The 23,407-nt window shown below is 58.4% G+C and carries 18 protein-coding genes; 3 read left to right on the plus strand and 15 right to left on the minus strand.

The genetic code is table 11. The features are described 5' to 3' along the window. Positions 1 to 47 precede the first annotated feature (47 nt). The 3 genes from ACLPGZ_RS17975 to ACLPGZ_RS17985 form a co-directional block, all read right to left on the minus strand. A complete protein-coding gene (locus ACLPGZ_RS17975) occupies positions 48 to 935 on the minus strand; it encodes a FecR family protein (RefSeq protein WP_239054968.1) in 888 nt (295 codons plus the stop codon). Further along, positions 936 to 1,466, minus strand: a complete 531-nt coding sequence (locus tag ACLPGZ_RS17980) for an RNA polymerase sigma factor (protein ID WP_115634773.1) — start codon at positions 1,464 to 1,466, stop codon at positions 936 to 938. Positions 1,467 to 1,695: 229 nt separating this feature from the next. Then, positions 1,696 to 4,290: a DNA topoisomerase III gene (locus tag ACLPGZ_RS17985; protein ID WP_060186565.1), complete on the minus strand. Its 2,595-nt coding sequence runs from the start codon at positions 4,288 to 4,290 to the stop codon at positions 1,696 to 1,698. Between the two features lie 113 nt (positions 4,291 to 4,403). Here ACLPGZ_RS17985 and ACLPGZ_RS17990 point away from each other — a divergent pair, with 113 nt between their 5' ends. Beyond that, positions 4,404 to 6,911 (plus strand): GDYXXLXY domain-containing protein, encoded by a 2,508-nt coding sequence (locus ACLPGZ_RS17990; protein ID WP_203145227.1) that lies wholly within the window; start codon positions 4,404 to 4,406, stop codon positions 6,909 to 6,911. Between the two features lie 249 nt (positions 6,912 to 7,160). Here ACLPGZ_RS17990 and ACLPGZ_RS17995 read toward each other — a convergent pair whose 3' ends face one another. From ACLPGZ_RS17995 to ACLPGZ_RS18035, 9 genes are all read right to left on the minus strand, one after another. Continuing rightward, positions 7,161 to 7,619, minus strand: a complete 459-nt coding sequence (locus ACLPGZ_RS17995) for a Smg family protein (protein WP_042484796.1) — start codon at positions 7,617 to 7,619, stop codon at positions 7,161 to 7,163. Positions 7,620 to 7,901: 282 nt separating this feature from the next. Continuing rightward, positions 7,902 to 8,051, minus strand: a complete 150-nt coding sequence (locus ACLPGZ_RS18000; protein ID WP_266108851.1) for a hypothetical protein — start codon at positions 8,049 to 8,051, stop codon at positions 7,902 to 7,904. Next, on the minus strand, positions 8,003 to 8,911 hold the full coding sequence (gluQRS, locus tag ACLPGZ_RS18005; RefSeq protein WP_239054970.1) for a tRNA glutamyl-Q(34) synthetase GluQRS: 909 nt from the start codon (positions 8,909 to 8,911) through the stop codon (positions 8,003 to 8,005). Before gluQRS ends, ACLPGZ_RS18000 begins: the two co-directional genes overlap by 49 nt. Before the next feature lie 110 nt (positions 8,912 to 9,021). Next, a complete protein-coding gene (locus ACLPGZ_RS18010) occupies positions 9,022 to 11,034 on the minus strand; it encodes an acetyl/propionyl/methylcrotonyl-CoA carboxylase subunit alpha (RefSeq protein WP_239054971.1) in 2,013 nt (670 codons plus the stop codon). Positions 11,035 to 11,048: 14 nt separating this feature from the next. After that, the gene (locus ACLPGZ_RS18015) at positions 11,049 to 12,656 is read right to left on the minus strand and encodes a carboxyl transferase domain-containing protein (protein ID WP_042484787.1); all 1,608 of its coding nucleotides are present in this window, start codon (positions 12,654 to 12,656) and stop codon (positions 11,049 to 11,051) included. A gap of 72 nt (positions 12,657 to 12,728) precedes the next feature. Then, on the minus strand, positions 12,729 to 13,910 hold the full coding sequence (locus ACLPGZ_RS18020; protein ID WP_035269274.1) for an acetyl-CoA C-acyltransferase: 1,182 nt from the start codon (positions 13,908 to 13,910) through the stop codon (positions 12,729 to 12,731). Beyond that, entirely contained in the window at positions 13,903 to 15,714 is a 1,812-nt protein-coding gene (gene aceK / locus ACLPGZ_RS18025) for a bifunctional isocitrate dehydrogenase kinase/phosphatase (protein WP_239055719.1), read from the minus strand. The genes ACLPGZ_RS18020 and aceK overlap by 8 nt, the downstream gene beginning before the upstream one ends. Before the next feature lie 69 nt (positions 15,715 to 15,783). Beyond that, positions 15,784 to 16,962 (minus strand): isovaleryl-CoA dehydrogenase, encoded by a 1,179-nt coding sequence (locus ACLPGZ_RS18030; protein ID WP_026483861.1) that lies wholly within the window; start codon positions 16,960 to 16,962, stop codon positions 15,784 to 15,786. A gap of 81 nt (positions 16,963 to 17,043) precedes the next feature. Beyond that, positions 17,044 to 17,436 carry a MerR family transcriptional regulator gene (locus ACLPGZ_RS18035; RefSeq protein WP_009463587.1) on the minus strand — a complete coding sequence of 131 codons (393 nt, stop codon included), beginning with the start codon at positions 17,434 to 17,436 and terminating at the stop codon, positions 17,044 to 17,046. A gap of 115 nt (positions 17,437 to 17,551) precedes the next feature. On the opposite strand from ACLPGZ_RS18035, the gene ACLPGZ_RS18040 reads away from it, so the two are divergent. Together ACLPGZ_RS18040 and metC are read left to right on the plus strand one after the other, a co-directional pair. Then, positions 17,552 to 18,628 carry an MBL fold metallo-hydrolase gene (locus ACLPGZ_RS18040; RefSeq protein WP_060186560.1) on the plus strand — a complete coding sequence of 359 codons (1,077 nt, stop codon included), beginning with the start codon at positions 17,552 to 17,554 and terminating at the stop codon, positions 18,626 to 18,628. A 113-nt stretch (positions 18,629 to 18,741) separates the two neighbouring features. Further along, positions 18,742 to 19,938, plus strand: a complete 1,197-nt coding sequence (gene metC / locus ACLPGZ_RS18045) for a cystathionine beta-lyase (protein WP_083055219.1) — start codon at positions 18,742 to 18,744, stop codon at positions 19,936 to 19,938. Positions 19,939 to 20,164: 226 nt separating this feature from the next. Here the strand turns inward: metC and ACLPGZ_RS18050 are convergent, their stop codons facing one another. From ACLPGZ_RS18050 to argS, 3 genes are all read right to left on the minus strand, one after another. Continuing rightward, on the minus strand, positions 20,165 to 20,806 hold the full coding sequence (locus ACLPGZ_RS18050; protein ID WP_009463582.1) for a thiol:disulfide interchange protein DsbA/DsbL: 642 nt from the start codon (positions 20,804 to 20,806) through the stop codon (positions 20,165 to 20,167). An 89-nt stretch (positions 20,807 to 20,895) separates the two neighbouring features. Then, the gene (locus tag ACLPGZ_RS18055) at positions 20,896 to 21,639 is read right to left on the minus strand and encodes an SPOR domain-containing protein (protein WP_021447119.1); all 744 of its coding nucleotides are present in this window, start codon (positions 21,637 to 21,639) and stop codon (positions 20,896 to 20,898) included. Positions 21,640 to 21,653: 14 nt separating this feature from the next. Beyond that, positions 21,654 to 23,339 (minus strand): arginine--tRNA ligase, encoded by a 1,686-nt coding sequence (gene argS / locus ACLPGZ_RS18060; RefSeq protein WP_026483856.1) that lies wholly within the window; start codon positions 23,337 to 23,339, stop codon positions 21,654 to 21,656. Positions 23,340 to 23,407: the final 68 nt, after the last annotated feature.

Consider the following 23,407-nt stretch of genomic DNA (forward strand, 5'->3'; position numbering starts at 1 on the left):
GCTAAGCCGATTCAGAAGACCGGCTTCCCTACCTCGCTTACAAAGAATTACTTTTTAAGGGGGAGGACCAGTAGGCTGCCATCAGCCTGTGGCTGAAGCTCGATTGACCAGACCTGGGGTAGCAAGGCTGGCAGTTGGTCCAAAGCCGTAAGCTGAAAAACGGCGCTGACTCTGCGTTGGGCCAAGGCAGGGTCCAACACCCGCAGGGTTTGCGGCAGATAAGCTTGTAGTTGATGCAATGCTTGCTCCAGGGGTAAATCATTGATCAGCAGTTGACCGCGTTGCCAGGCCAGCAGCGTGTCGGCCTGCACAGTTTCAATTTGTCCCATCCCGGCAGCATCGACTAGCAGCCGTTGATCAGCCTGCAAGACACGGAGGATGTCCGGGTGATGTGCCTGGTCGCGGACCTGCACCCGTCCTTGCTCTACGATCACGGCAACGGTATCGGGCTTGTGTTCAACCGCAAAACGTGTGCCCAGGACGCGGACTTGTACCGTGCCGGCCTGCACCTGGAATGGACGCCAGGCCGAGTGGCTGACATCGAAATATGCCCGGCCCTGCGCCATCTGTATGTCCCGGCTACGTAGCCGCCAGGTGACCGATAGCCGGGTATCACGGTCCAGGACGGCGATCGAACCATCGGATAGCGTAACGCGTTGCTGAGCGTGAGCCATGCTGCTAATCGATTCGTGTTGCCAAGCCGGGTTCCCGTACCACAGTCCTGTTGCCGCGATTGCGAGAACCAGCAAGCCGGAGCTAGCGCGTCGCCGTTCTCGTTTGCGTTTACGTTCGTTGGCCTGGCGAGCCAGTTGTTCTAGGTCTGGCAAAGGAAATTGCTCACGCAGTGTTCCCTGATTTTGATTGAGCAGTTCGTCCAGTTGGGATTCAGTAGCTGGATCTTGAGCGGGCGGGATGGGGCCAGGAGTGGAACTCATTTAATAACGCTCCATATGACGGCGACAATGCGCCATGCCCAGCCGTATATGTTTTTCTACGGTTTTGACCGAGATAGCTTGCAGGCGAGCGACGTCTGCCTGGCTGATATGGTGAATCTTATGCAAGATGAATACCTCCTGGCAGCGGGGAGGCAACGTCTGAATCGCTTGCATCAGGTGGTCCAATGCTTGACGGGTACACGCATGCTGTTCAGGAGTGGCCGCCGGGCATACCTGGTCTTCGGGCCAGAAGTGACCCTCGTCGTGCTTGCATCGGCGCTGGTCATGGCGGTAGCGATCAATCGCCAGATGGTGCAAGATGCGCCGTAGCAGGGCCAGGGGGGAGCGGGGTTCAGGGCGCTGGGGGCGTTCCAGCAAACGCAGGCAGGCGTCGTGCAGCACATCCTGTGCAAAATGATGAGCACCAAAGCGGCGGCGTAATTGAGCCAGCAGATCATCGTAATGTTCGCATAAGGCGTCGACCAGCGAATTGCGCCGGTGGCGGGATGAAGCACGGGGTTCTGTCGGCATGGGTGGGAAGCTGCCTGCGAGGCAAAAATAGGAGCAGAATCGGCAAGGTAAATAAAAACGATTCTTATTTTAATATAAGTCGGCTGACAGAGAAAATGCGGGTGGGTCGGCTAGCGAGGTGTCACGTGGTGGGGCATAAAAAACACCCCAAAGGTTGGATCAATATCCAACTTTTGGGGTGCAGTTGATGGCGCGGGCCTTGTTGCGATCGATGTAGTGGGCCGGCAGATTATTGTGCGGTTTTAGCGGCCGTTTTTTTGGTGGCCGATTTTTTAGCGCTCGTCTTCTTAGCCGCTGTTTTCTTCACGGCCGTCTTTTTAGCCACCGCTTTGGTCGCCGTTTTCTTGGCGGCCGACTTGCGACCTGGCTTCTCTGGACGAGGCTCGAACTCAAAGCCGATCTTGCCGTCTGCCTGACGCACCAGGAAGGCTTTGAACTTGCGGTTGGTGCGCGAGGACACGAAACCATCCAGCAGGTCTGTCTTGCCTTCGCCCAGCAACTTGGCCATCTGCTCGCGGGTAATTTCCTGCTGCAGAATCACCTTGCCGCTACGGAAGTCGCAGCTCTTGGAGGGGCCAACGGACTTCTCGCACAAATAACGCAAGCCGTGCTCAAAGACGGGAGACTGGCACTTGGGGCAGGGGCCGACCGGGGTCTGGCCGCTGAAATCCAGGGCTTCGTCATCATCGTCGTCGTTCTGGCCGAAGTCGAACTCCAGCTTGTACTCGTCGGTAATGCGTAAAAGTGCCGCAAAGGGACGCCCCATCTTGCTGATGAAACCAGGCAGTGGGCCCAGTTCTTTCTTGGCAAGCAGCTCTTCAACTTCAGGCAGCTCGAAGGTGCGACCACCGGGGTGCTTGCCGATAGAGAAATCGCAAGCCGTGCAGGCATAACGACGGTAATTTTCTTTGACCACGCCACCACATTTAGGGCATGGCGTCTGCAAGGTCGCGTAATCACCCGGAACCGTGTCGCGCTCATATTCTTTCGCGCGCTTGACGATAACTTGCGTCATCTGCGCGATTTCACGCATGAACACGTCCCGATCCAGCTGACGTTGCTCGATCTGCTTGAGCTGGTGCTCCCATTCGCCAGTCAGTTCGGGCGAAGTCAGTTCGCTCACGCCCAGACCGGACAATAAAGTCATCAGCTGACGTGCCTTGGCGCTAGGCACCAGCTCGCGGCCTTCACGACGCAAGTAGGCTTCGTTCAGCAGACCTTCAATAATGGCAGCACGAGTGGCTGGCGTACCCAGACCGCGCTCGGACATGGCTTCGCGCAAGGCTTCGTCATCTACCAGTTTGCCGGCGCTTTCCATGGCCGACAGCAGGGTCGCTTCCGTAAAGCGTGCAGGTGGCTTGGTAGCCAGGGCCTTGGTGTTCACATCTTCGGTGCGAACCTTCTCGCCGTCAGCAACCGGCACCAGGGACGCATCTTCACCTTGGGCATCGCGGCCGTAAATAGCCAACCAGCCCGGTTTGACCAGCACTTTGCCTTCCGTCTTGAAGTGGTGACCGGACACCTGCGTAATACGCGTGGTGACGCGGAATTCCGCAGCCGGGAAGAACACGGCCAGGAAGCGACGGCTGATCAGCTCGTAAATCTTGTGTTCGGCATCGCTCAGTTCCCGAGGCACCTGCAAGGTAGGGATGATGGCAAAGTGATCCGAAACCTTCTTGTTGTCGAAAATCCGACGGTTGGGCTTGACCCATTTCTGCTCGACCACTTCCTGCGCAAACGGTTGCACCGAAGCGCTGGCAGGCGTGCCGCTGTCAGCCAGCGCACGCATGGTTTCTTGCACCGTACTTATATAGTCTTCAGGCAGATAGCGCGAGTCGGTACGGGGGTAAGTCAGCGCCTTGTGGCGTTCGTACAGCGTCTGCGCCAAGGACAAGGTGGTCTTGGCAGAGAAGCCGAAGCGCGAGTTGGCTTCGCGTTGCAGTGAAGTCAAATCAAACAAGGCGGGCGACATCTGCGTGCTGGGCTTGGATTCCTCGGTGACTACGCCGGGTTGCTCGCGGCACGCGGCCACAATGGTTTGGGCCGCCGTCAGGGACCACAGACGCGAGTCTTTTTTCTCGGGGTCATGCTCGTCTTTGACGAACTTGGGATCGAACCAGCGGCCGGTGTACAGGCCTGCAGCGGCAATAAAGTCCGCATGTACTTCCCAGTAATCGCGCGACACAAACTGGCGAATGCGGTTCTCTCGCTCGTTCACGATAGCCAGCGTGGGGGTTTGCACACGGCCCACGGGGGTTTTGAAAAAACCGCCATCCTTGCTATTGAAAGCCGTCATGGCACGCGTGCCATTAATGCCCACCAGCCAGTCCGCTTCAGCGCGCGAACGGGCCGCCGCTTCCAGCGGTTTCATGTCTTCATCGTCGCGCAGGTTTTCAAATGCTTCACGGATCGCCGATTGTGTCATCGAACGTAACCAAAGCCTTTGCACCGGTTTTTTCGCTCCAGCGTACTGCATAATGTAGCGAAAAATCAGCTCACCCTCGCGCCCCGCGTCACAGGCATTAATAACAGCGGTGACATCTTTTCGTTTGATCAGCTTGACCAGCAGTTTCAAGCGCTCAGTCGATTTCTTGTCAGTCGGGTTGAGCTCAAACTGAGGGGGAATAACAGGTAGATGTGTGAAGCTCCACTTGCCGCGGACCGGATCATTAGGGGCCACCAGGCCCAGCAGATGGCCGATGCTGGAGGCCAGCACATAGCGATCGCTTTCAAAATAATCACCTTCTCGAGTGAAACCGCCCAATGCCCGCGAGATATCTACGGCGACTGAAGGTTTCTCGGCAATGATTAGTGTTTTATCCATATGATTCCAGTGACAGCAACTGCGCTGCAATGCGCGAAATGATACGAGGTGCTTATCCCTCTATGCAAGTTATGAGACCTGACAAGACTAACGTATGGCCCACAGACTGGCGAGTGTTTCTGACAAAACTGGCCTGGGGTTTGGCCGTTTTGCTGCTCGCTAGTGGTCTGGTGACCTGGATTGCGGCCAATTGGGAAAACTGGGGGCACGTAGCCAAATTTGCCCTGGCTCAAGGCGCCGTGCTGGTTTCTGCAGGGCTGGCCTTGCTGTTTCGCCGACGTTCCGGTGGCTGGGGTCATGATCTGGGAGTGCCTGCTGCGTTGACCGGCCTTGCCGCCGTGGCCACGGGCGGTTTGCTGGCGCTGATTGGCCAGACTTATCAGACTGGCGCAGACCCTTGGCAGCTTTTCGCATTGTGGACTGTGCTGATCATACCTTGGGTATTCACAGTGCGCAGTGTCTTTCTGTCGGTGCTGTGGCTGGTACTGATCAATACCGCCTTGTACTTGTGGATTGATGTTGCCCGCTTGGGCTGGTTCGGGCGCAGTTACACCTCGCAGACCTTGCTAGCTTTGGCAGTCAATGCGCTGTTGTTGCTGGCCGCCGAAACCATCTGGCGTGCGCGTCATGACCCGTGGCGCATCGTGCCGCGTGTGGCAGCAATTGCGGTGGGTTTTTTCATCGGTGCCCAGGTCATGGAAGGCAACTTCCTGCTGGGACTGGTCCTGTTCCTGGTGCTGTACGGTATTTATCCCTACCGCCGCCCGGATTTGCTGATCATGTCCTTGGCCTCGTTCGGTGCGTATGGCTCCTTGAGCATGCTGATTATTGAGTATGCAAGCGATGCGTTTCTGCTGATCGTGGTGGTGATTGTGGGCCTGGGCCTGGGCTTGCTGCGCTTCCTGCAGCAACAGGTCGTCCATTGGCGACGGACTCATGGTGGCGAGGCGGCAGCAACTCAAGCACCAGTGAACGCAGCAATGGCAACAAGTCCTGCCGCCTCAACAGCAGAGACCCTGGCCAACGCACAGGCTAGTGTTCAAGCTGACGCTCAGGATAGTGACGAGCATCACCCCTGGTATCTGCGCGTGATCAAGCTGTTCCTCTACCTGCTGTTACCGCTGATTATTCTGCTGTACCTGGCTGTTTCTCTGGATTTGAGTCTGGAAGCGCTAGGTGTACTGGGCGGCATCATGGCTCTGGTGTCCCCCGTGCTGTTTGGCAAGGCTCACACCGTACCCAGCCGGGATCTGGTCGGCGGCTGGGTTGCGTGTGCGCTGCTCTTGCTGAGCGTGCCGCTTGTGGACATGCGCTACCCCTGGCCACCTGAGGCCAGCGCCATGATAGCCGTCGTGATCAGCACCTTGCTGTACAGGCTTGCCAAAGGCCAGTTCGTATTGCGCATGTTGCTGGTGATTTGGGCACTGGCCGCGATCGAGTTTCTGGTGATCGAGCGCTTGTTTGATCGCTGGACCATGATGCCTTATTGGGTGCTGGAAATGCCCGCGGCATTCATGTTTTTTGCCGCCTTGTTGCTGGGGCATTTTTATCTGCGTGGTGAGCGCAAGCCGCATTTCTGGCTGCCCTTGTTCTGGTCCTTGCTGCTCGCTTCCCAGATTCATCTTGTTTCGGCGGGCACGCTGTTTTATTCCATGCCCTTCTGGGACGAGTCGCGGCCGTACCTGACCGTAGCTGGCTTTCTGCTGGCCATGGCTCCTTTGGCGATACTGGCGTTTTATTGGCGCGGCTGGCGTGACCAGCCCCTGGTTTATGGCATTGCCTTGCTGGGGATGGCCGCTTTGTGCGCGGTCTGGACACCCTATCCGCCAGTGGCCCTGGCCTTGAGCTGGGTTCTGGTGGCTTATGCCTGGCGTTATCTCAGCTTGTTGGCGGTGGCCGTGGCAATGGGTCTATTCTGCCTCTGGCGTCTGTATTACATCCTGAATATCAGTTTGCTGGACAAGGCCGAACTGTTGCTGGCAACCGGAGTGGGATGTCTGGTCTTTGCCTATTTGGGTCAGTTGAGCCGCAAGAAGAAAGGGGCGTTAGCAGCGCCGCAGGAGGCACCCAAGGGTATTGTTGCAAGTGTTCTATTGGGGACTGTGTTGGTGCTGGGTGTGGCCAACGTGGCCATCGTGCAAAAAGAACGTATCTTGAGCGATGGTCAGACGGTCTTGCTGGAGCTGGCTCCGGTGGATCCCCGTTCGCTGATGCAGGGCGACTATATGTCCTTGAACTTCGCCCTGTCGCAGAACTTGTCTGCCCTGTCCTGGGGCTTGCCCAAGGATGCGCTTGCCAAGATGGACGCTCAGCAATGGGTTGTTGTGGCGGTGCAGCTGGATGAGAACAAGGTGGCGCAGCTCAAGGGTGTTTATCTGGAGCAGGACGGCCAGGAGCGTCTGTGGAGCGAAGAAGGCCCTGTGGCTGAACCTTCCGATGTGATGCGCTTGCGCATGCGTCGTCATCGCAGTAACTGGACGCCTGGAACAGATGCCTGGTTCTTCGCGGAAGGCTCGGCAGATCGCTTCGATGCCGCCCGTTATGGCGAGTTTGCGGTGGTCGAGGGTGGTCAAAGCCTGCTGCGCGCGATGCTGGACAAGGACAGAAAGGAAATCAAGTGAGCCTGACCTGATCAGTTGCGCTCAATAGCCTGTAGCCGGATTGCCTCTATCTAATAAAGACAATCCGGCTTTTTTGTATCTGGGACTTGTTTCTATAGAGGTGGCCAAGCCAGAGCCAGTCAGCAGCAAGCCTAATCAAAAAGGCCCGAATCCGATGTGGCGTCGGATTCGGGCCTTGGTTTTTTGTGTTGAAGGACCCTCTTTATCGGGGCCGTTTCTTGAACAAAAAATAGGTTCCTGTGTATCAGCTTAGTGGGACTGACGGGTGGAGTCGTCGCTGAGCAGCTCTTCAAAGATCAGGTGATCGATTTCGGCTTCGTGGCTCCACAAAACCATCAGGGCGACAATTTTTATTTTGTCCAACGAGACCGGGCTTTCGTCCACCGTCATGGCGCTTTCAATCAGAATTTCGCGCAGGTGGGCGGTAAGAGCGCCGGAATTTTGCAAAAAGGTGATGAAACCCATCGCGTCAGCGCCCAGCACATTCTGTTCGTGCTCAGAAAAAATACGCTGACTGTTGGGACTGAGTTGAGCCGTAGGCTGACACTGTTGCGAGGTCTCGCCCAGTGCATGTAACCAGCCCAGTGCGTCGTTGATGTCCTCGTCTTCAAAGCCAATAGCGGCCAATTTGTGGGCCAGAACCTCCGCCTTGGGACAGGACTGGGGGTTGTAATACGTCTCGAATAGATAAACCAGGATATCAAACATGGGTATAAGGTTGCCGTCCTAAGTGATTAAAAAAACTGCGTGATTTCGGTAACCAGTGACCAAACTTTACGCTGATTTGCGGTAGGGGGCAAATGGGGTGTTCAGGGGATGGATGGGTCTTGCCTTGCGCATCCAGACTGCTTTTTGCCTGGGTCTGCTCTGGCAGACGCCCTTTGCGGCGGGGCGTCTTTATGATTGAAACATAAATCGATTGTTGGGGCAGAAACTGTCGTTTATTTGAAACCCTGCAAGTGGGACCGCAGCGGTTGAAAGGCCACTAAACTAGCTGGCATCCGCATCCGCATCCGCATCCGCATCCGCATCCGCATCCGCATCCGCATCCGCATCCGCATCCGCATCCGCATCTAGCCTCGGCTCGTGGCTCAGTTGTTCGGGCTTGGCTTCGCAGGCAGCGGGAAGCGCTGCGCCCACGCACTGATGGCCTGGCTCCAGAACCCGTCCAGGGTGTTCGCAGCCATGGGAGCAAAACCCAGAAAGGTCCAGACCCGTTGCAGCGTTTCCATAGGATGCTCCAGGTCAAAGGCCGGGGCATGGTTCTGTTTGGAGAGCTTGCGGCCTTGCTCATCGCAGGCCAGCGGCACGTGCAACGTGCGCGGGACAGGCAGGCCCAGGACTTTTTGCAAGACGCGCTGGCGGGCGGTGGAGCTGAGCAAGTCTGCGCCGCGTACAACATCAGTGATCCGGCTGTCCGCATCATCAATGACCACGACAAACTGGTAAGCCCAGAGCTTGTCGGCCCGTTTAAGGATGTAGTCCCCGACTTCTTTGGCTACGTCCTGTCGCTGCGGCCCGGCCCAGCGATCGGTGAAGTGTTCCACCCCTTCCGGGACACGTAGCCGCCATGCACGGATGGTACGGTTTGTCGGGATGCCGTGGCGGCAGGTGCCTGCATAGGGGTATTCATGCGAATCCGGGGCAACCGGCATGGAAGCCGCCAGAATTTCCTGACGGGTGCAGGTGCAGCCGTAGACCAGATCTCGCTCGCGCAGGCCATCAAACACTTCCTGGTAGCGTGCCAGCCGCTGGCTTTGCCAAATCACCTCGCCATCCCAATGCATGCCCAGGCCTTGCAACTGCTGCATGATGATCTGGTCAGCCCCTGCGACCACGCGTGGCGTGTCTATATCTTCAATGCGCAGTAACCAGCGCCCGTTCTGGGCGCGTGCATCCAGGTAGCTGGCCATGGCAGCAACCAGCGAACCCTCGTGCAAGGGACCACTGGGACTAGGCGCAAAGCGACCACAGTAGGGGGTAAGAGGCTGGGCGGTCATGAGTCGTTCTTAACGGCAAGAGCCCCTGGGCGGGGGCTCTTGTTAGTGCGACTTTACGCCTATTTTTCCAGCCCGGCAATGCGTTTTACACGGGCTGGAAGGGAGGAGTTTCAGCTCTCCATGGTGACCAGTTCTGCACCTTCAGGCACTTGATCGCCCACCGCAAAGAACAGCTCGGCCACGGTGCCGTCTGCCGGTGCCTGAATGGAGTGTTCCATTTTCATGGCTTCCATGACCAGCAGCACATCGCCCTGTTTGACGCTGTCACCTGCGCCCACATTCAAGGCAATGATCTTGCCCGGCATGGGAGCGGTCAGGCGGCCTCCGTGGGCTTCCTGGCTGTTCGTGCCGGCGCTGGCCAAGGTGTCGACCACGGCCAGAGTCCAGTCCGAGCCGGCCTGGGCAACTTGCAGATGGTCGCCATCTTGCAGCACCTGGGCGCGGTATTCGACCTGATCCAGCCACAGACGCAAGGTCAGGGTTTTGGCCAGGCCGGCCGTTTCTTCGGCTTGCCAGCGCAGCGCGTGTTGGGTTCCGCCCAGCGTGATCTGCCACTGGTTGTCACGACGTTGCAGCAGCACTTCGTGGGCTTCTTCACCCAGTTGCAAGGCCACTTTCTGATCGTAGTCCCCGCTCAAACGCCAGGCGTCATGTACCGCCCACGGGTCGGAGTTGGGGGCTTGCCCGCTCATACCCTGATGAGTCAGCACGGCGCAGGCGGCGAAGGCCAGCACAGAAGCTGGAACGTCCTGATTGCTGGGGAACAGCGCATCGTGACGACGTGGAATCAGACCCGTATCCAGATCGGCCTGGGCAAAGGCTTCATCGCCCAGCAGACGTTGCAGGAAGGTCTTGTTGGTGTGTACACCGGCCACTTGAGTATCGGCCAGCGTGCGAATCAGGCGACGGCGGGCCTGCTCACGATCAGCACCATGGGTGATGACCTTGGCAATCATGGGATCGTAGAAGGGGCTGATGACGCTGCCTTCACGCACGCCGCTGTCGATACGCACATCACCGGAGGTGAAGGACGCATGGGCGGGGTACTGCAAGCTGCGCAGCGTACCGATGGAGGGCAGGAAGTCCTTATCGGGGTTTTCTGCGTAGATACGAACCTCGATGGCATGGCCATTGATGCTCAGCTCTTCCTGCTTGGCAGGCAAAGGCTGGCCATCGGCTACACGCAATTGCCATTCCACCAGATCGTGGCCGGTAATCAGTTCGGTGACGGGGTGTTCGACTTGCAGGCGGGTATTCATTTCCATGAAGTAGAAACGCCCGTCCTGCTCGGCAATGAACTCCACCGTGCCTGCGCCCACATAGTTCACGGCGCGTGCCGCTGCAATGGCCGCTTCACCCATGGCCTGGCGACGCTCGGGCGTCATGCCGGGGGCGGGAGCTTCTTCAATCACTTTCTGGTGACGGCGCTGTACCGAACAATCGCGTTCGAACAAGTAGACGTAGCCACCGTGCTGGTCACCAAAGACCTGAATTTCGATATGGCGTGGCTTGGTGATGTAGCGCTCGATCAGTACGCGGTCGTCACTAAAGCTGCTGGCGGCTTCGCGCTGGCAAGAGCGCAAGGCTTCCAGGAACGCGCCGGACTCTTCCACAATGCGCATGCCCTTGCCGCCACCACCGGCGCTGGCTTTGATCAGCACGGGGTAGCCGATTTGGTCGGCTTGCTGGTGCAGAAAGTCGGGGTCCTGATTGTCGCCGTGGTAACCGGGCACCAAAGGTACACCGGCTTTTTCCATCAGGGATTTGGCGGCGGACTTGCTGCCCATGGCCGCAATGGCTTGAGCGGGCGGGCCTACAAAAATAATGCCGGCTTCTTCACAAGCGCGAGCAAAGTGCTCGTTCTCGGACAGAAAGCCGTAGCCGGGATGGATGGCATTCGCGCCAGTGGCACGGGCGGCTTCCAGAATGGCGTCGATCTTCAGGTAACTGTCGCGTGGCTCGGGGCCACCGATGCGCACGGCTTGATCACAAGCACGTACGTGCTGGGCGTCGGCGTCCGCGTCGGAGTAAACCGCAACGGTACGCAGCCCCAGGCTGCGGGCAGTGGCGGCCACCCGGCAGGCAATTTCACCGCGATTGGCTATCAGCAGGGTCTGAAACACAGTGTCTCCTTGTCTTACATGCGGAACACGCCAAAGCGGGTGTCTTCAATAGGGGCGTTCAAGGCGGCGGACAGGCCCAGGGCCAGAACGCGCCGGGTATCCGAAGGCTGGATGATGCCGTCATCCCACAGACGCGCAGTGGCGTAGTAGGGGTGGCCTTCATGTTCGTATTGTTCGCGGATGGGGGCCTTGAAGGCTTCTTCTTCCTCGGCGCTCCAGCTTTGGCCACGAGCTTCCAGGCCATCACGGCGCACGGTAGCCAGCACGCTGGCTGCCTGCTCACCACCCATGACCGAGATGCGGGCATTGGGCCAGAGGAACAGCAGGCGCGGGCTGAAGGCGCGGCCACACATACCGTAGTTACCGGCACCAAAGGAGCCGCCCAGAATCACGGTGAATTTGGGCACGGCTGCGGTAGAAACGGCGGTGACCAGCTTGGCACCGTGGCGGGCGATCCCTTCGTTTTCGTATTTGCGGCCCACCATGAAGCCGGTGATGTTCTGCAGGAACACCAAAGGCGTCTTGCGCTGGCAGCACAGTTCGATGAAGTGGGCGCCCTTCTGGGCCGCTTCGGAGAACAGAATGCCGTTGTTGGCAATGATGCCTACAGGCATGCCGTGGATATGGGCAAAGCCGGTCACCAGCGTGGTGCCAAAGCGGGCCTTGAATTCATCAAAATCCGAGTCATCCACAATGCGGGCGATGACTTCGCGCACATCGTAGGGTTTGCGGGTGTCGGCAGGGATGATGCCGTTCAGCTCTTGCGGGTCGTAGCGTGGCTCGCGCACTTCTTTCAGCGGCCAAGGCAGTTTCTTCTCACGGTTCAGGCGGCCTACGCAGCGGCGCGCCAGCTCCAGCGCATGCAGATCGTTTTCCGCCAGATGGTCAGCTACGCCGGACAGACGGGTGTGTACATCGCCACCGCCCAAGTCTTCGGCGCTGACCTCTTCACCGGTTGCGGCTTTGACCAGTGGAGGGCCACCCAGGAAGATGGTGCCTTGGTCGCGCACGATGATGGACTCATCGCTCATGGCTGGAACGTAGGCACCGCCAGCGGTACACGAACCCATCACGACCGCAATCTGGGCAATGCCCTGGGCCGACATATTGGCCTGGTTGTAGAAGATGCGGCCAAAGTGGTCACGATCCGGGAACACGTCTTCCTGGTTGGGCAGGTTGGCTCCACCCGAGTCCACCAGGTACACGCAAGGCAGATTGTTCTGTTGGGCAATTTCCTGGGCACGCAAATGCTTCTTCACCGTCAGTGGGTAGTAAGTACCGCCCTTGACTGTAGCGTCGTTGCAGACCACCACGCATTCAATGCCTGCAATGCGGCCAATGCCCGTGATGATGCCGGCACCGGGAGACTCGTTGTTATAGACGTCCTGGGCAGCCAGAGGCGAGAGCTCCAGAAAGGGAGTACCGGGATCAAGCAGACGTTCGACGCGTTCACGGGGCAGCAGCTTGCCGCGACCCACATGGCGTTGCCGGGAGGATTCGGACCCACCCAAGGCGGTTTTCTGTAGCTTTTGGCGCAGATCAAGGATCAGGGCCTGCATGATCGAGGCGTTGTCCTGAAAGTCTTGGGAACGCGGATTGATGCGGGATTCAATAACTGACATGGCGTGCCTGGAAAGAGAACAGAGAAAAGCCCATAAAATCAGCCGGGCCGCAGCCCGGCTGATGAGCTTGCTTTAGACCAGCTCGACGGCCAGGGCGACAGCTTCGCCACCGCCAATGCACAGCGAGGCAATACCGCGCTTGCCGCCGGTCTTGCGCAGTGCGCCGATCAAGGTTGCCAGAAGGCGAGCACCCGATGCACCGATGGGGTGACCCAGGGCGGTAGCACCACCGTGAATGTTGACCTTGTCGTGCGGGATGTTCAGCTCTTTCATGGCAGCCATGGTCACCACGGCGAAGGCTTCGTTGATCTCGAACAGGTCAACGTCAGCCACGCTCCAACCGGTTTTATCCAGCAGTTTCTGGATAGCAGCGACTGGAGCGGTCGTGAACCAGGCCGGTTCTTGCGCGTGCTGGGTGTGAGCCACAATGCGGGCCAGTGGAGTTGCGCCCAGTTCCTTGGCTTTCTCTTCGGTGGTGATCACCATGGCGGCGGCACCGTCCGAAATGGACGAGGCGTTGGCAGCGGTAATCGTGCCGTCTTTCTTGAAAGCGGGACGCAGCGTGGGGATCTTCTCGGGCATGGCTTTGGTGGGGGCTTCGTCCTTGGCAACAACGACATCACCCTTGCGGCCAGCGATGGTGACTGGCGCAATTTCCCATTCAAAGCTGCCGTCATCGCTGGCTTGGCGAGCGCGGCGCAGCGACTCCAGCGCGTAAGCATCTTGCTCTTCGCGGCTGAACTCGTATTTGCTGGCGCAATCTTCGGCAAATACACCCATGGCGGTGCCACGGCTGTAGGCATCTTCCAGGCCGTCCATGGCCATGTGGTCATACACGGTGGAGTGACCGTATCGGTAGCCTTCGCGGCCTTTCAGCAGCAGGTAGGGAGCATTGCTCATGCTTTCCTGACCGCCGGCCACCACCACGTCCACGCTGCCTGCCTTGAGCAGGTCGTGGGCAAACATGGCGGCTTTCAGACCGGAACCGCACACTTTATGAATGGTGGTGCAAGCTACACCCTGGGGCAGACCGGCGCCCAAGGCAGCCTGGCGTGCAGGAGCCTGGCCCTGACCGGCTTGCAGCACGTTACCCATGATCACTTCGTCGACTTTGTCGGCCTGAATGCCCGAGCGCTCCATGGCCGCCTTGATGGCGACCGCGCCCAGTTCGTGGGCGGCCAGATCGGACAGGCTACCCATCATGCCGCCCATAGGGGTGCGGGCGATCGAGACGATGACAACGGAATTAGTCATGAAAGACTCCTGGTTGCAAAGAGGAGACCGGCGCGCGTTTGGCAAACTCGTGCAGCTGCCGATCTTTGTTATACGGAAAAATATTTTCGATCCGACCTTGCGTCACTCGCAAGCGGCACTGAGTCCACCATTCAGGCTCCAGCAGTTCTGCATGGTGGGCCATGAAGGCTTTGCGAATACGAGGGTCGGTCAATAGAAAGTAGCCGAATTCTTCGGGAAATACATCGTTCGGGCCGATGGGATACCAGGGTTCGCTGGCCATTTCGGCTTCTTCATTTGGTGCAGGCGGAATGGCGCGAAAGTTCATCTCGCGCATGTGCTGGATTTCGTCGTAGTCATAGAAGACGACGCGGCCCAGACGGGTCACACCAAAGTTCTTGAACAGCATATCGCCGGGGAAGATGTCGGCGGCGGCCAGTTCCCGGATGGCCTTGCCGTATTGCTCCACGGCGGCGTTCAGGGCGGGGTCACTGGCTTTGTTCAGATACAGGTTCAGCGGGGTCATGCGCCGTTCAATGTAGACGTGGCGCAGCAAGATGGTGTCCTCGGACTCTTCCAGCAGGCTGGGCACTTCGCGGCGAAGTTCTTCCAGCAAGGCTTCGGAAAAGCGTGCCTTGGGCAAGGCAACCTGGGCGTAGTCCCAGGTGTCAGCCATGCGCCCGACACGATCATGTTTTTTAACCAGCTGGTATTTGCTGCGCACCGTGGCGTGGTCCATGCCCTGCTTTTGAATCCGGTCGCGGATCAGCTTGAACACATAGGGGTAGGACGGCAGGGTGAATACCGTCATCACCATACCGGCAATACCGGGAGCCAGATCAAAGTGATCGTGCGAGTGCGACAGGTGGTGCAGAAAGTCGCGGTAGAACAGCGTCTTGCCCTGCTTTTGCAGGCCGATGGCGGTGTACAGCTCGGCCTTGGGCTTGCGGGGCAGCAGGCTGGACAGGAAGTCCACATAGGCTGACGGGGCTTCCATATCGACCAGGAAATAGGCGCGGGTAAAGCTGAACAGCGTGGACAGGTCGTCCGTGGTGTGCAGCAAGGCGTCTATATACAAGTGTCCCGAGGGGCGATGCAAAATAGCGATCGAAAACGGCAGCACTTCACCCTGATTGATCAGGCGGCCCACCACATAGGCACCCTTGTTACGAAAGAACAGGGAGTTCAGCACCTGAATCTGGCAGTCCGAGCCAATGCGCGAGCCATAGCCACGTGGCAGGCGGCGACATAGCTGACGCACCGCCATGCGGGCCAGTGTGCGCACATCGCGCGGCAGGTCGGCAAAGGGGGCGGCCAGACCGAAGTCGGCCAGCATATTGGTCAGGCTGGTTTCCAGACCTTCTTCGGTGGGGTAATAGACCCGATACGAAGGCAGCGCGCCGTCCAGATAATCCGTGGCAACAGCTGGACGCACGAAAATAAATTCGTTGCGAAAATAGTGCCGGTGCAGCACACGGCAGGAGACGGAGTTGAAGAAGGTCTCGGCACATTCCGGCTGACGGTGGCCCGACAGCAAACGCACAAACTCCGCCTTGGCTTGCAACCACAACTGCTGCTGGGCCTCGTCCAGATGGGCCGGATCGGAAGGCGTGGGCTGATGCAAACGCAGATTCTGGCTAAGCATGGCCGCGCATTCGCGCACCCGTGTCGCGTAGTACTCGATACGTTCGCGCGAGAGCTGCTGAATACCATGCCAGTCGCCCGATTCGTACAAAGACTTGGCGCGCTGGGCGCTGTAGCGAAACAGCGCATAGTGGCGATTGAACCCATCCAGCATGGCCTGGGCCACCTGGATAGCCGTCATCCCCGGTTTTTGAACCGGGGTAATGACGGTGGTTTCGCCAAAATCAGGGTTGGACATGCCTCTGCCTTTTTAGGCGGTTTCAGCGAACAGTTCGCGGCCGATCAGCATGCGGCGGATTTCACTGGTGCCCGCGCCGATCTCGTACAGCTTGGCATCGCGCCACAGGCGGCCTGTGGGGAATTCGTTGATGTAGCCGTTGCCGCCCAGAATCTGTATACCTTCACCAGCCATCCAGGTGGCTTTTTCAGCGCTGTACAGGATGGCGGCTGCGCAGTCTTTACGCACAGAACGTACATGGCCTGCACCCAGACGGTCCAGATTCTTGCCCACGGCATAGCACAGGGCGCGGCTGGCTTGCAGGGTGGTGTACATATCGGCCACCTTGCCTTGAATCAGCTGGAATTCGCCAATGGCCTGGCCGAACTGCTTGCGGTCGTGGATGTAGGGAATGACCACGTCCATCACGGCTTGCATGATGCCCAGCGGGCCACCGGCCAGCACGGCGCGTTCGTAGTCCAGGCCGGACATCAGTACTTTGACGCCACCATTCAGTTGGCCCAGCACGTTTTCTTCAGGCACTTCACAGTCCTGGAACACCAGCTCGCCTGTGTGGCTGCCGCGCATGCCCAGCTTGTCCAGCTTTTGGGCAACGGAGAAACCGGCAAAATCCTTTTCGATCAGGAAGGCGGTAATGCCGCGTGCACCGGCTTGCGGGTCCGTCTTGGCGTACACCACCAGGGTGTCAGCGTCCGGGCCGTTGGTAATCCACATTTTGGAGCCGTTCAGCACGTAGCGATCGCCCTTTTTGTCGGCGCGCAGCTTCATGCTGACCACGTCCGAACCGGCACCGGGCTCACTCATGGCCAGAGCACCGATATGCTCGCCGCTGATCAGCTTGGGCAGGTATTTCTGCTTCTGGGCTTCCGTACCGTTGCGGTTGATCTGGTTCACACAGAGGTTGGAGTGCGCACCGTAGGACAGGGCCACCGAGGCGCTGGCACGGGAGATTTCCTCCATTGCGATCATGTGAGCCAGATAGCCCAGGTTCGCACCACCGTATTCTTCGCTGACGGTCATGCCCAGCAAACCCATCTCACCGAACTTCTTCCACAAGTGCATGGGGAACTGGTCATCGTGATCCAGTTGAGCCGCTAAAGGGGCAATTTCGGCCTGGGAGAAGTCGGCGACAGCGTCGCGCAGCATGTCCAGGTCGGAGCCAAGATCGAAATTCAGGCCGGGCAGGCTCATGAGGCACTCCGTGGAAATAAATGGGTTGTGGAATTGTATTTATATTACGTTTACGTAAACGTCATATATATGGGTTTTCCCTTATCGGGACTCCAACTTCAACTGTTCGCTCATGGTGTGACAGATGTCGAGCTGGTCCTGAATCTCCTGCAAGGTCTGATCCAGGTCCTGCCGCTGGCGCTCCAGGCGCAGGCGATGCTCGTTCAATACCTCCTGATAGTGCTTAAGCTGGGAAGCCGTGTCCATCGGGGATTCATACATATTGATCAGCCGCAGAATCTCCGATAACTGCAGCCCCAGGCGCTTGCCACGCAGAGCCAGCTTCAGGCGGGCACGATCGCGGGGCTGATAAATGCGCTGTGTACCTTGGCGCAGCGGGCTCAAGATCCCTTGGTCTTCATAGAAGCGCAGGGTGCGAGGCGTGATGCCAAACTCGTGCGCCAGATCCGATATTGTCCAGGTTGTCGTTGTCATTTTTAGTGTGATTTACGTAAACGTAAACTATCATGCCATAGAGCTAGAGAGGGAACTAGGGCCTTTTAGTATGGACAGCCCTTACGCCCTACAAGAGCCATTCATTGGAGCGAGCATGAATCCTAACGAACAAAAATTGAATTATCCCTGGGCAGATACCCTGCCCCCAGCGGGTGGCAGCCTGGAAGTCGCGCCGGGGGTGCGTTGGCTGCGTATGCCTTTGCCTTTTGCGCTGGATCACATCAATTTGTGGCTATTGCGCGACCAAATCGAGGGGCGCGAGGGCTGGACCATTGTGGACTGTGGCGTCGCCCGTCCCGAAGTGCGCGAGCTGTGGGAACAGGTTTTCCAGAACGAGCTGGAAGGCTTGCCCGTGCTGCGCGTGATCGTTACCCATATGCACCCGGATCATGTCGGTTTGGCGGACTGGTTGTGCCAGCGCTGGAATGCACCTTTGTGGATCAGCATGACGGACTACGCGACCGCCAGGCTGTGGTCGGGGACAGGTGGACGCCAGACTGGCGCGGAGGCCGGTGGCCCGAATGGTGTGGCGGCAGAAGCGCATTTTGTCCGTCACGGCCTGCAAGATGAGAAAGCCCGTGAACAGATTCGCAGCCGTGGGGATTACTACCCTTCGATGGTGCCTTCGGTGCCCGAGCGTTTTGTGCGCTTGATGGATGGTCAGCGTGTGGTGATTGCCGGTCGCCCCTGGCGTTTGATCGTGGGCTACGGCCACGCTCCCGAGCATATGTCGTTGTACTGTGAAGAACTGAAGGTGCTGATTTCCGGTGACATGCTTTTGCCGCGTATCTCCACCAATATCAGCGTGTTCGATACCGAGCCCTTTGCGAATCCCTTGCCTTTGTACCTGAACTCCCTGCTGTCCTATCAGGATCTGGCCCCGGATACTTTGGTGTTGCCTTCGCATGGCAAGCCTTTCCGTGGCATGCACGAGCGCATTCGTCAGCAGCAGGAGCATCACGCCGAGCGTCTGGAAGAAGTGTTGGAAGCCTGTGCCCAGCCCTGTACCGCCGCCGATATTCTGCCTGTGCTCTTTCATCGCAAGCTGGACTCGCATCAGATGACCTTTGCCATGGGCGAGGCCATTGCTCACCTGCACGCCTTGTATTTTGATGACCGTTTGCGTCGTGAGATGGGCGAGGATGGGGTTTACCGTTTCCAGCGCATTTAAACACTGGGGCGCCTCTTAATAAGAGGGGGCAATATAGCGACTGTTGGCGGAGGCGACTGGGCCCGCTGGCCTGTGGTAGCGTAGAGCTTTTCTTGCTACCGCCTGCCAACACTATGAGCTCTGATCTCGCCCTGGACACCGCCTTGCAACATACGGGTCTGGCCCCGTTCGATCCGCATACCGATGCGGCGCCGGTGGCCGTGCCCATCATGCGCACCAGTACGGTGCGCTTTCGCAATCTGGACGCTCTGGATCGAGCCCAGGCGGACAAGGCAGATCCTGAAAAACGCTCGGTTACCTACGGGCGCTCGGGCATGGATACCCACGCTGCACTGGAGCAGGTGTTCTGTCAGCTGGAATCTGCCACCCAGGCTTTGCTGGCACCGTCCGGCATGGCAGCGATTACCTTGGGTTTGCTGGCACTGCTGGATTCTGGCGATCACGTGCTGATTGCTGACAGTGCTTATGGTCCGGTGCGTTATCTGGAAAAGACCGTGTTGCGCCGCATGGGCATACAGGCCACGTTCTGTGCACCGACCCCCGAGGAAATGGCACGTCATCTGCAGGACAATACCCGCATGGTGTACGTGGAGTCACCCGGCTCCTTGTTGATGCAAATGCTGGATATGCCTGCCTTGGCGGAGTTTGGTCGCAAGCACGATTTGCTGCTGGTTACCGATAACACCTGGGGCTCGGGCTATATCTACCGTCCCTTGGAATTGGGTTTTGACGTGTCCATCGTGGCTGGGACCAAGTATGTGGCAGGTCACTCCGATTTGATGTTGGGTGCAGTCATGTCCGCAGATCCAGCCATCAACAAACGCCTGCACGACAACCACTATGCGCTGGGTTTTTCCATCAGTGCCGATGACGCCTGGTTGGCATTACGCGGTGTGCGTACCCTGCCTATTCGTATGCGTGAAAGCGCCGCCAATGCGCTGGCCGTGTGCCAGTTCTTGGATAGCCGCCCTGAAGTCACCCGTATCTATCATCCCGCTTGGCCACAAGATCCTGGCCATGCCTTGTGGCAACGTGACTGCACGGGCTCCAATGGCATGCTCTCGGTACAACTGAAGCTGAACAATGCGCAGGCACGCGCATTCGTAGATGCCCTGACCCTGTTTGGTATCGGCTTTTCCTGGGGTGGTTTTGAAAGCCTGGTGCAGTTGGTGGATACGGCGTTTCTAAGTGGTCATAGCTACTGGCAGGACAGCCAGGACAGTCTGGTGCGCCTGCATATCGGTTTGGAATCGACCAAAGACTTGTGCGCTGACCTGACGCAGGCTTTTGAGACGGCGGCGCAGGCTTAGGCCTTTCACTGACTGCTCCAGCCAGGGACGCACCCTGGCTTTAATAAATGGCCCAGACTTGCAATGACGTTGGAATCCCGTACCTTCTTGTAAGCCGCTGTTATCGAATTACTTACGAGTTACCGGCAGCTAATAGATCACAGATATAGAAACGCCAAGGGCCCTCAAAACCGGAACGAATCCAGTCTTGAGGGCCCTTGGCTGTATGGCTCAGCCAAACCGCTGATTAGCGGTTGGTGACCATCTTCACCAGCTCTTGAGCTTTGGTGATGCTTTCGTCGTAACCATTGGCCAGTGCAGGTGAAGTCACAAACTTGCCGCCTACTGCCAGACTAGGTGTGCCCTGAATCTGGTAGGTGTTGGACAGTTCGTTGGCTTTATTGGCCTTGGTCTGCACGCCAAAGGAGTTGAAGGTTTGCTCGAAGCGAGCCTTGTCTACGCCTTGTGCGGCTGCCCAGGCCGTGATGGTCTTGGCATCAAAAATGCGCTCACGTTTCTGGTGGATGGCTTCAAACACCTTGGGATGCAGGTCCAGACGGTCCATGGCTTCCAGGGTGTAGTACAGCTTTTGCAGATCAGTCATGCCGGCATTGAAGGCAACAGGCACACGGCGCAGCACGACATTGTCTGGCAGGGTCTTGGACCAGGCTTCGACCTTGGGTTCCAGGATGGCGCAGTGTGGGCAGCTGTAGGAGAAGAACTCCAGCACTTCGGTTTTACCGACGCTGTCCGAGGGCTGAGCCGCAGGCAGGGTAACGTAGCCTTGGTCGGCTTGTTGAGCCAGCGCGCTGGTGGCGGGCAACAAGGTCGCTCCAGCCAAGAGACTGGCACCGACCAGGGATCGTACAAACAATGCGTTCAGCTTCATGAATCAATTTCCTTAATGGGGAAGATGAGGTCTATGACCTGTGCAATGGCGGAAAAGTTCACCTTGGGGCTGCCTTTGGCACAAATTGCTTAGGGCCGGACCACCGAAGTATCAATTTTTTCCTCGGCCAGACGGCTGCGTGCCCGGTTCATTTCGTCTATGCCCTTGAAGGGGCCCATGCGTACCCGGTTCACCGTGCTGCCATTGACCTGTGCACTTTGCACTGAAGCGTCAAAGCCTAGCATCAACAAGCGGGCCTTCATGGCTTCGGCGTCCGCATTGTTGCGAAATGCGCCTGCTTGCAGGTAGTAGGGGGTGGAGGTGGTGGCTGGCTTGGTCGCCGCCGGGGGCGCAGCCGGAGCTGGTGTGGCGGGTTTGCTGGTGGCCGGTGCCGGGGTGCTTGGAGCGGCAGGCGTTGTGGCCGGAGGCGTTACCGCAGGAGCGGTATTGCGGGTCTCTGGCTGGCGAGCTGGTTCCGTGCCCATGGCGGGCAAGGTGGCGATCAGATCACCCAAGGCGTCCGGTGCAGCAGGCTTGGACGGGATGCTGGGCAAATTCACGGGGGGCAAGGTCAAACCGGGAATGGTGTCGCCCGGCGGAGGAGTTTGTCCACTGGAGCTGCCATACAGGTCCCGGTTCGGGTCCAGTAAGTCTCGCCCTTCAGGCAAGGCAACGGTAGGTTTGTCCCGGCTGGCCTTGTCCACAAAGGGCATGGGCACTTTGGTGACAAACAGGGCAACGGCGACCGCCGCGCCCAGACCCAGAATCAGGCCAATCAGAATGCCGGTATACGTACCGCCGGAACTACTGGATTTTTTACGTGCTCTTGCCATATCTGCCTATGGGTTTACATACGTTCGGGTGCGGACACACCCAGCAGGTTCAGACCATTGCGAATGACTTGGGCGCAGGCCTGGGCCAGACGCAGACGGGCCAGACGCAAGGTGGTGTCGTCTACCGACACGCGCTCGGCGTTGTACCAGGAGTGGAAGTCCGCCGCGCAGTCGCGCAGCCAGAAGGCAATGTGGTGAGGAGCCAATTCGCGAGCGGATTGGGCCAGCACATTGGGGTATTCGGACAGGCGTTGCAGCAGGGCGATTTCGGTGGGGGCGGTCAAAGGCGTGATGTCGGCCTGAGGAACCTGATCCAGCAGTTCTGCCGACTGGTTCAACACGGAGTTGATACGGGCATGGGCGTACTGGATGTAGTAAACCGGGTTTTCTTCGCTCTTGGACAGGGCCAGATCGATATCGAATACGAATTCGGAGTCGGCACGACGCTGGATCAGGAAGAAGCGCACGGCGTCCTGGCCTACCCATTCGATCAGGTCACGCAAGGTGACGTAGCTGCCTGCACGCTTGGAGATTTTCACTTCCTGGCCATTGCGCATGACTTTGACCATCTTGTGCAGGATATAGGCCGGGAATTCCTTGGGGATACCCAGACCCAGACCTTGCAGGCCAGCGCGCACACGGGCAATGGTGCCGTGGTGGTCGGAGCCCTGAATATTGATGGCGTGGTGGAAACCGCGCTCCCACTTGGCCACGTGGTAGGCCACGTCCGGCACGAAGTAGGTGTAGCCGCCTTCGGATTTGCGCATCACGCGGTCTTTGTCGTCGCCTGTGCCCAGTTCCGTGGTGCGCAGCCACAGCGCGCCGTCCAGCTCGTAGGTGTGACCGGCGTCGATCAGGGCCTGCACGGTTTTTTCAACCTTGCCGGAGGTGTACAGCGAGCTTTCCAGGTAGAAGTTGTCGAACTTCAGGCCGAAGGCTTGCAAGTCCAGATCCTGCTCGCGGCGCAGGTAGGCCACGGCAAAGCGGCGGATGTCTTCCAAATTGTCCAGATCACCACTGGCGGTGACGGAGGCGCCATCGGCAGCCTGAACCGTTGCACCGGCCTGGTAGTCGCGGGCGATATCCAGAATGTAGTCGCCCTTGTAGCCGTCAGCGGGGAATTGCTCGCTGTCGGGCTCGATGCCACGGGCACGCGCATGCACGCTGGTGGTTAGGTTGTCGATCTGGTTACCGGCGTCGTTGTAGTAGAACTCGCGGGTTACGTCGTAGCCTTGGGAGCTGAATACGCGGCACAGCGAGTCGCCCAGCGCAGCCTGACGGGCGTGGCCCACGTGCAAGGGGCCGGTCGGGTTGGCCGACACGAACTCCACCATCAGTTTTTCCTGGGTAGGAGCAAGGTGACCGAAGTTATCGCCCTGTTCAGCAATAGTCTTCAGGACAGCCTGGTGCGTGGCGGTGGACAGACGAAAGTTGATAAAGCCCGGACCGGCAATTTCCGCGCCTGCCAGCAAAGCGGCGGCGTTCGGATCAGCCAGGAGGGTATCGACGATTTGCTGAGCCAGCTCGCGCGGGTTGCGACCGGCTGGTTTGGCCAGTTGCATGGCAATATTGCAGGCAGCATCACCGTGCGCAGCCACTTTGGGGCGCTCCAGCGTGATGTTGGGTTCAGCCTGGGGCAAGATGGCACGGACGGCAGCCTGGAGGCAGGCGATTAATTGAGATTGTTGCTCAGCAAGCATAGGAAAGGTCTGGATTGGTAGAAAGACAACTGCGGCGTGTGGAACACGCCCCAGATGGAAGGCGCGAC

Source organism: Alcaligenes sp. Me129 (assembly GCF_050487245.1).
GTDB classification, from domain to species: Bacteria; Pseudomonadota; Gammaproteobacteria; order Burkholderiales; family Burkholderiaceae_B; genus Alcaligenes; species Alcaligenes phenolicus.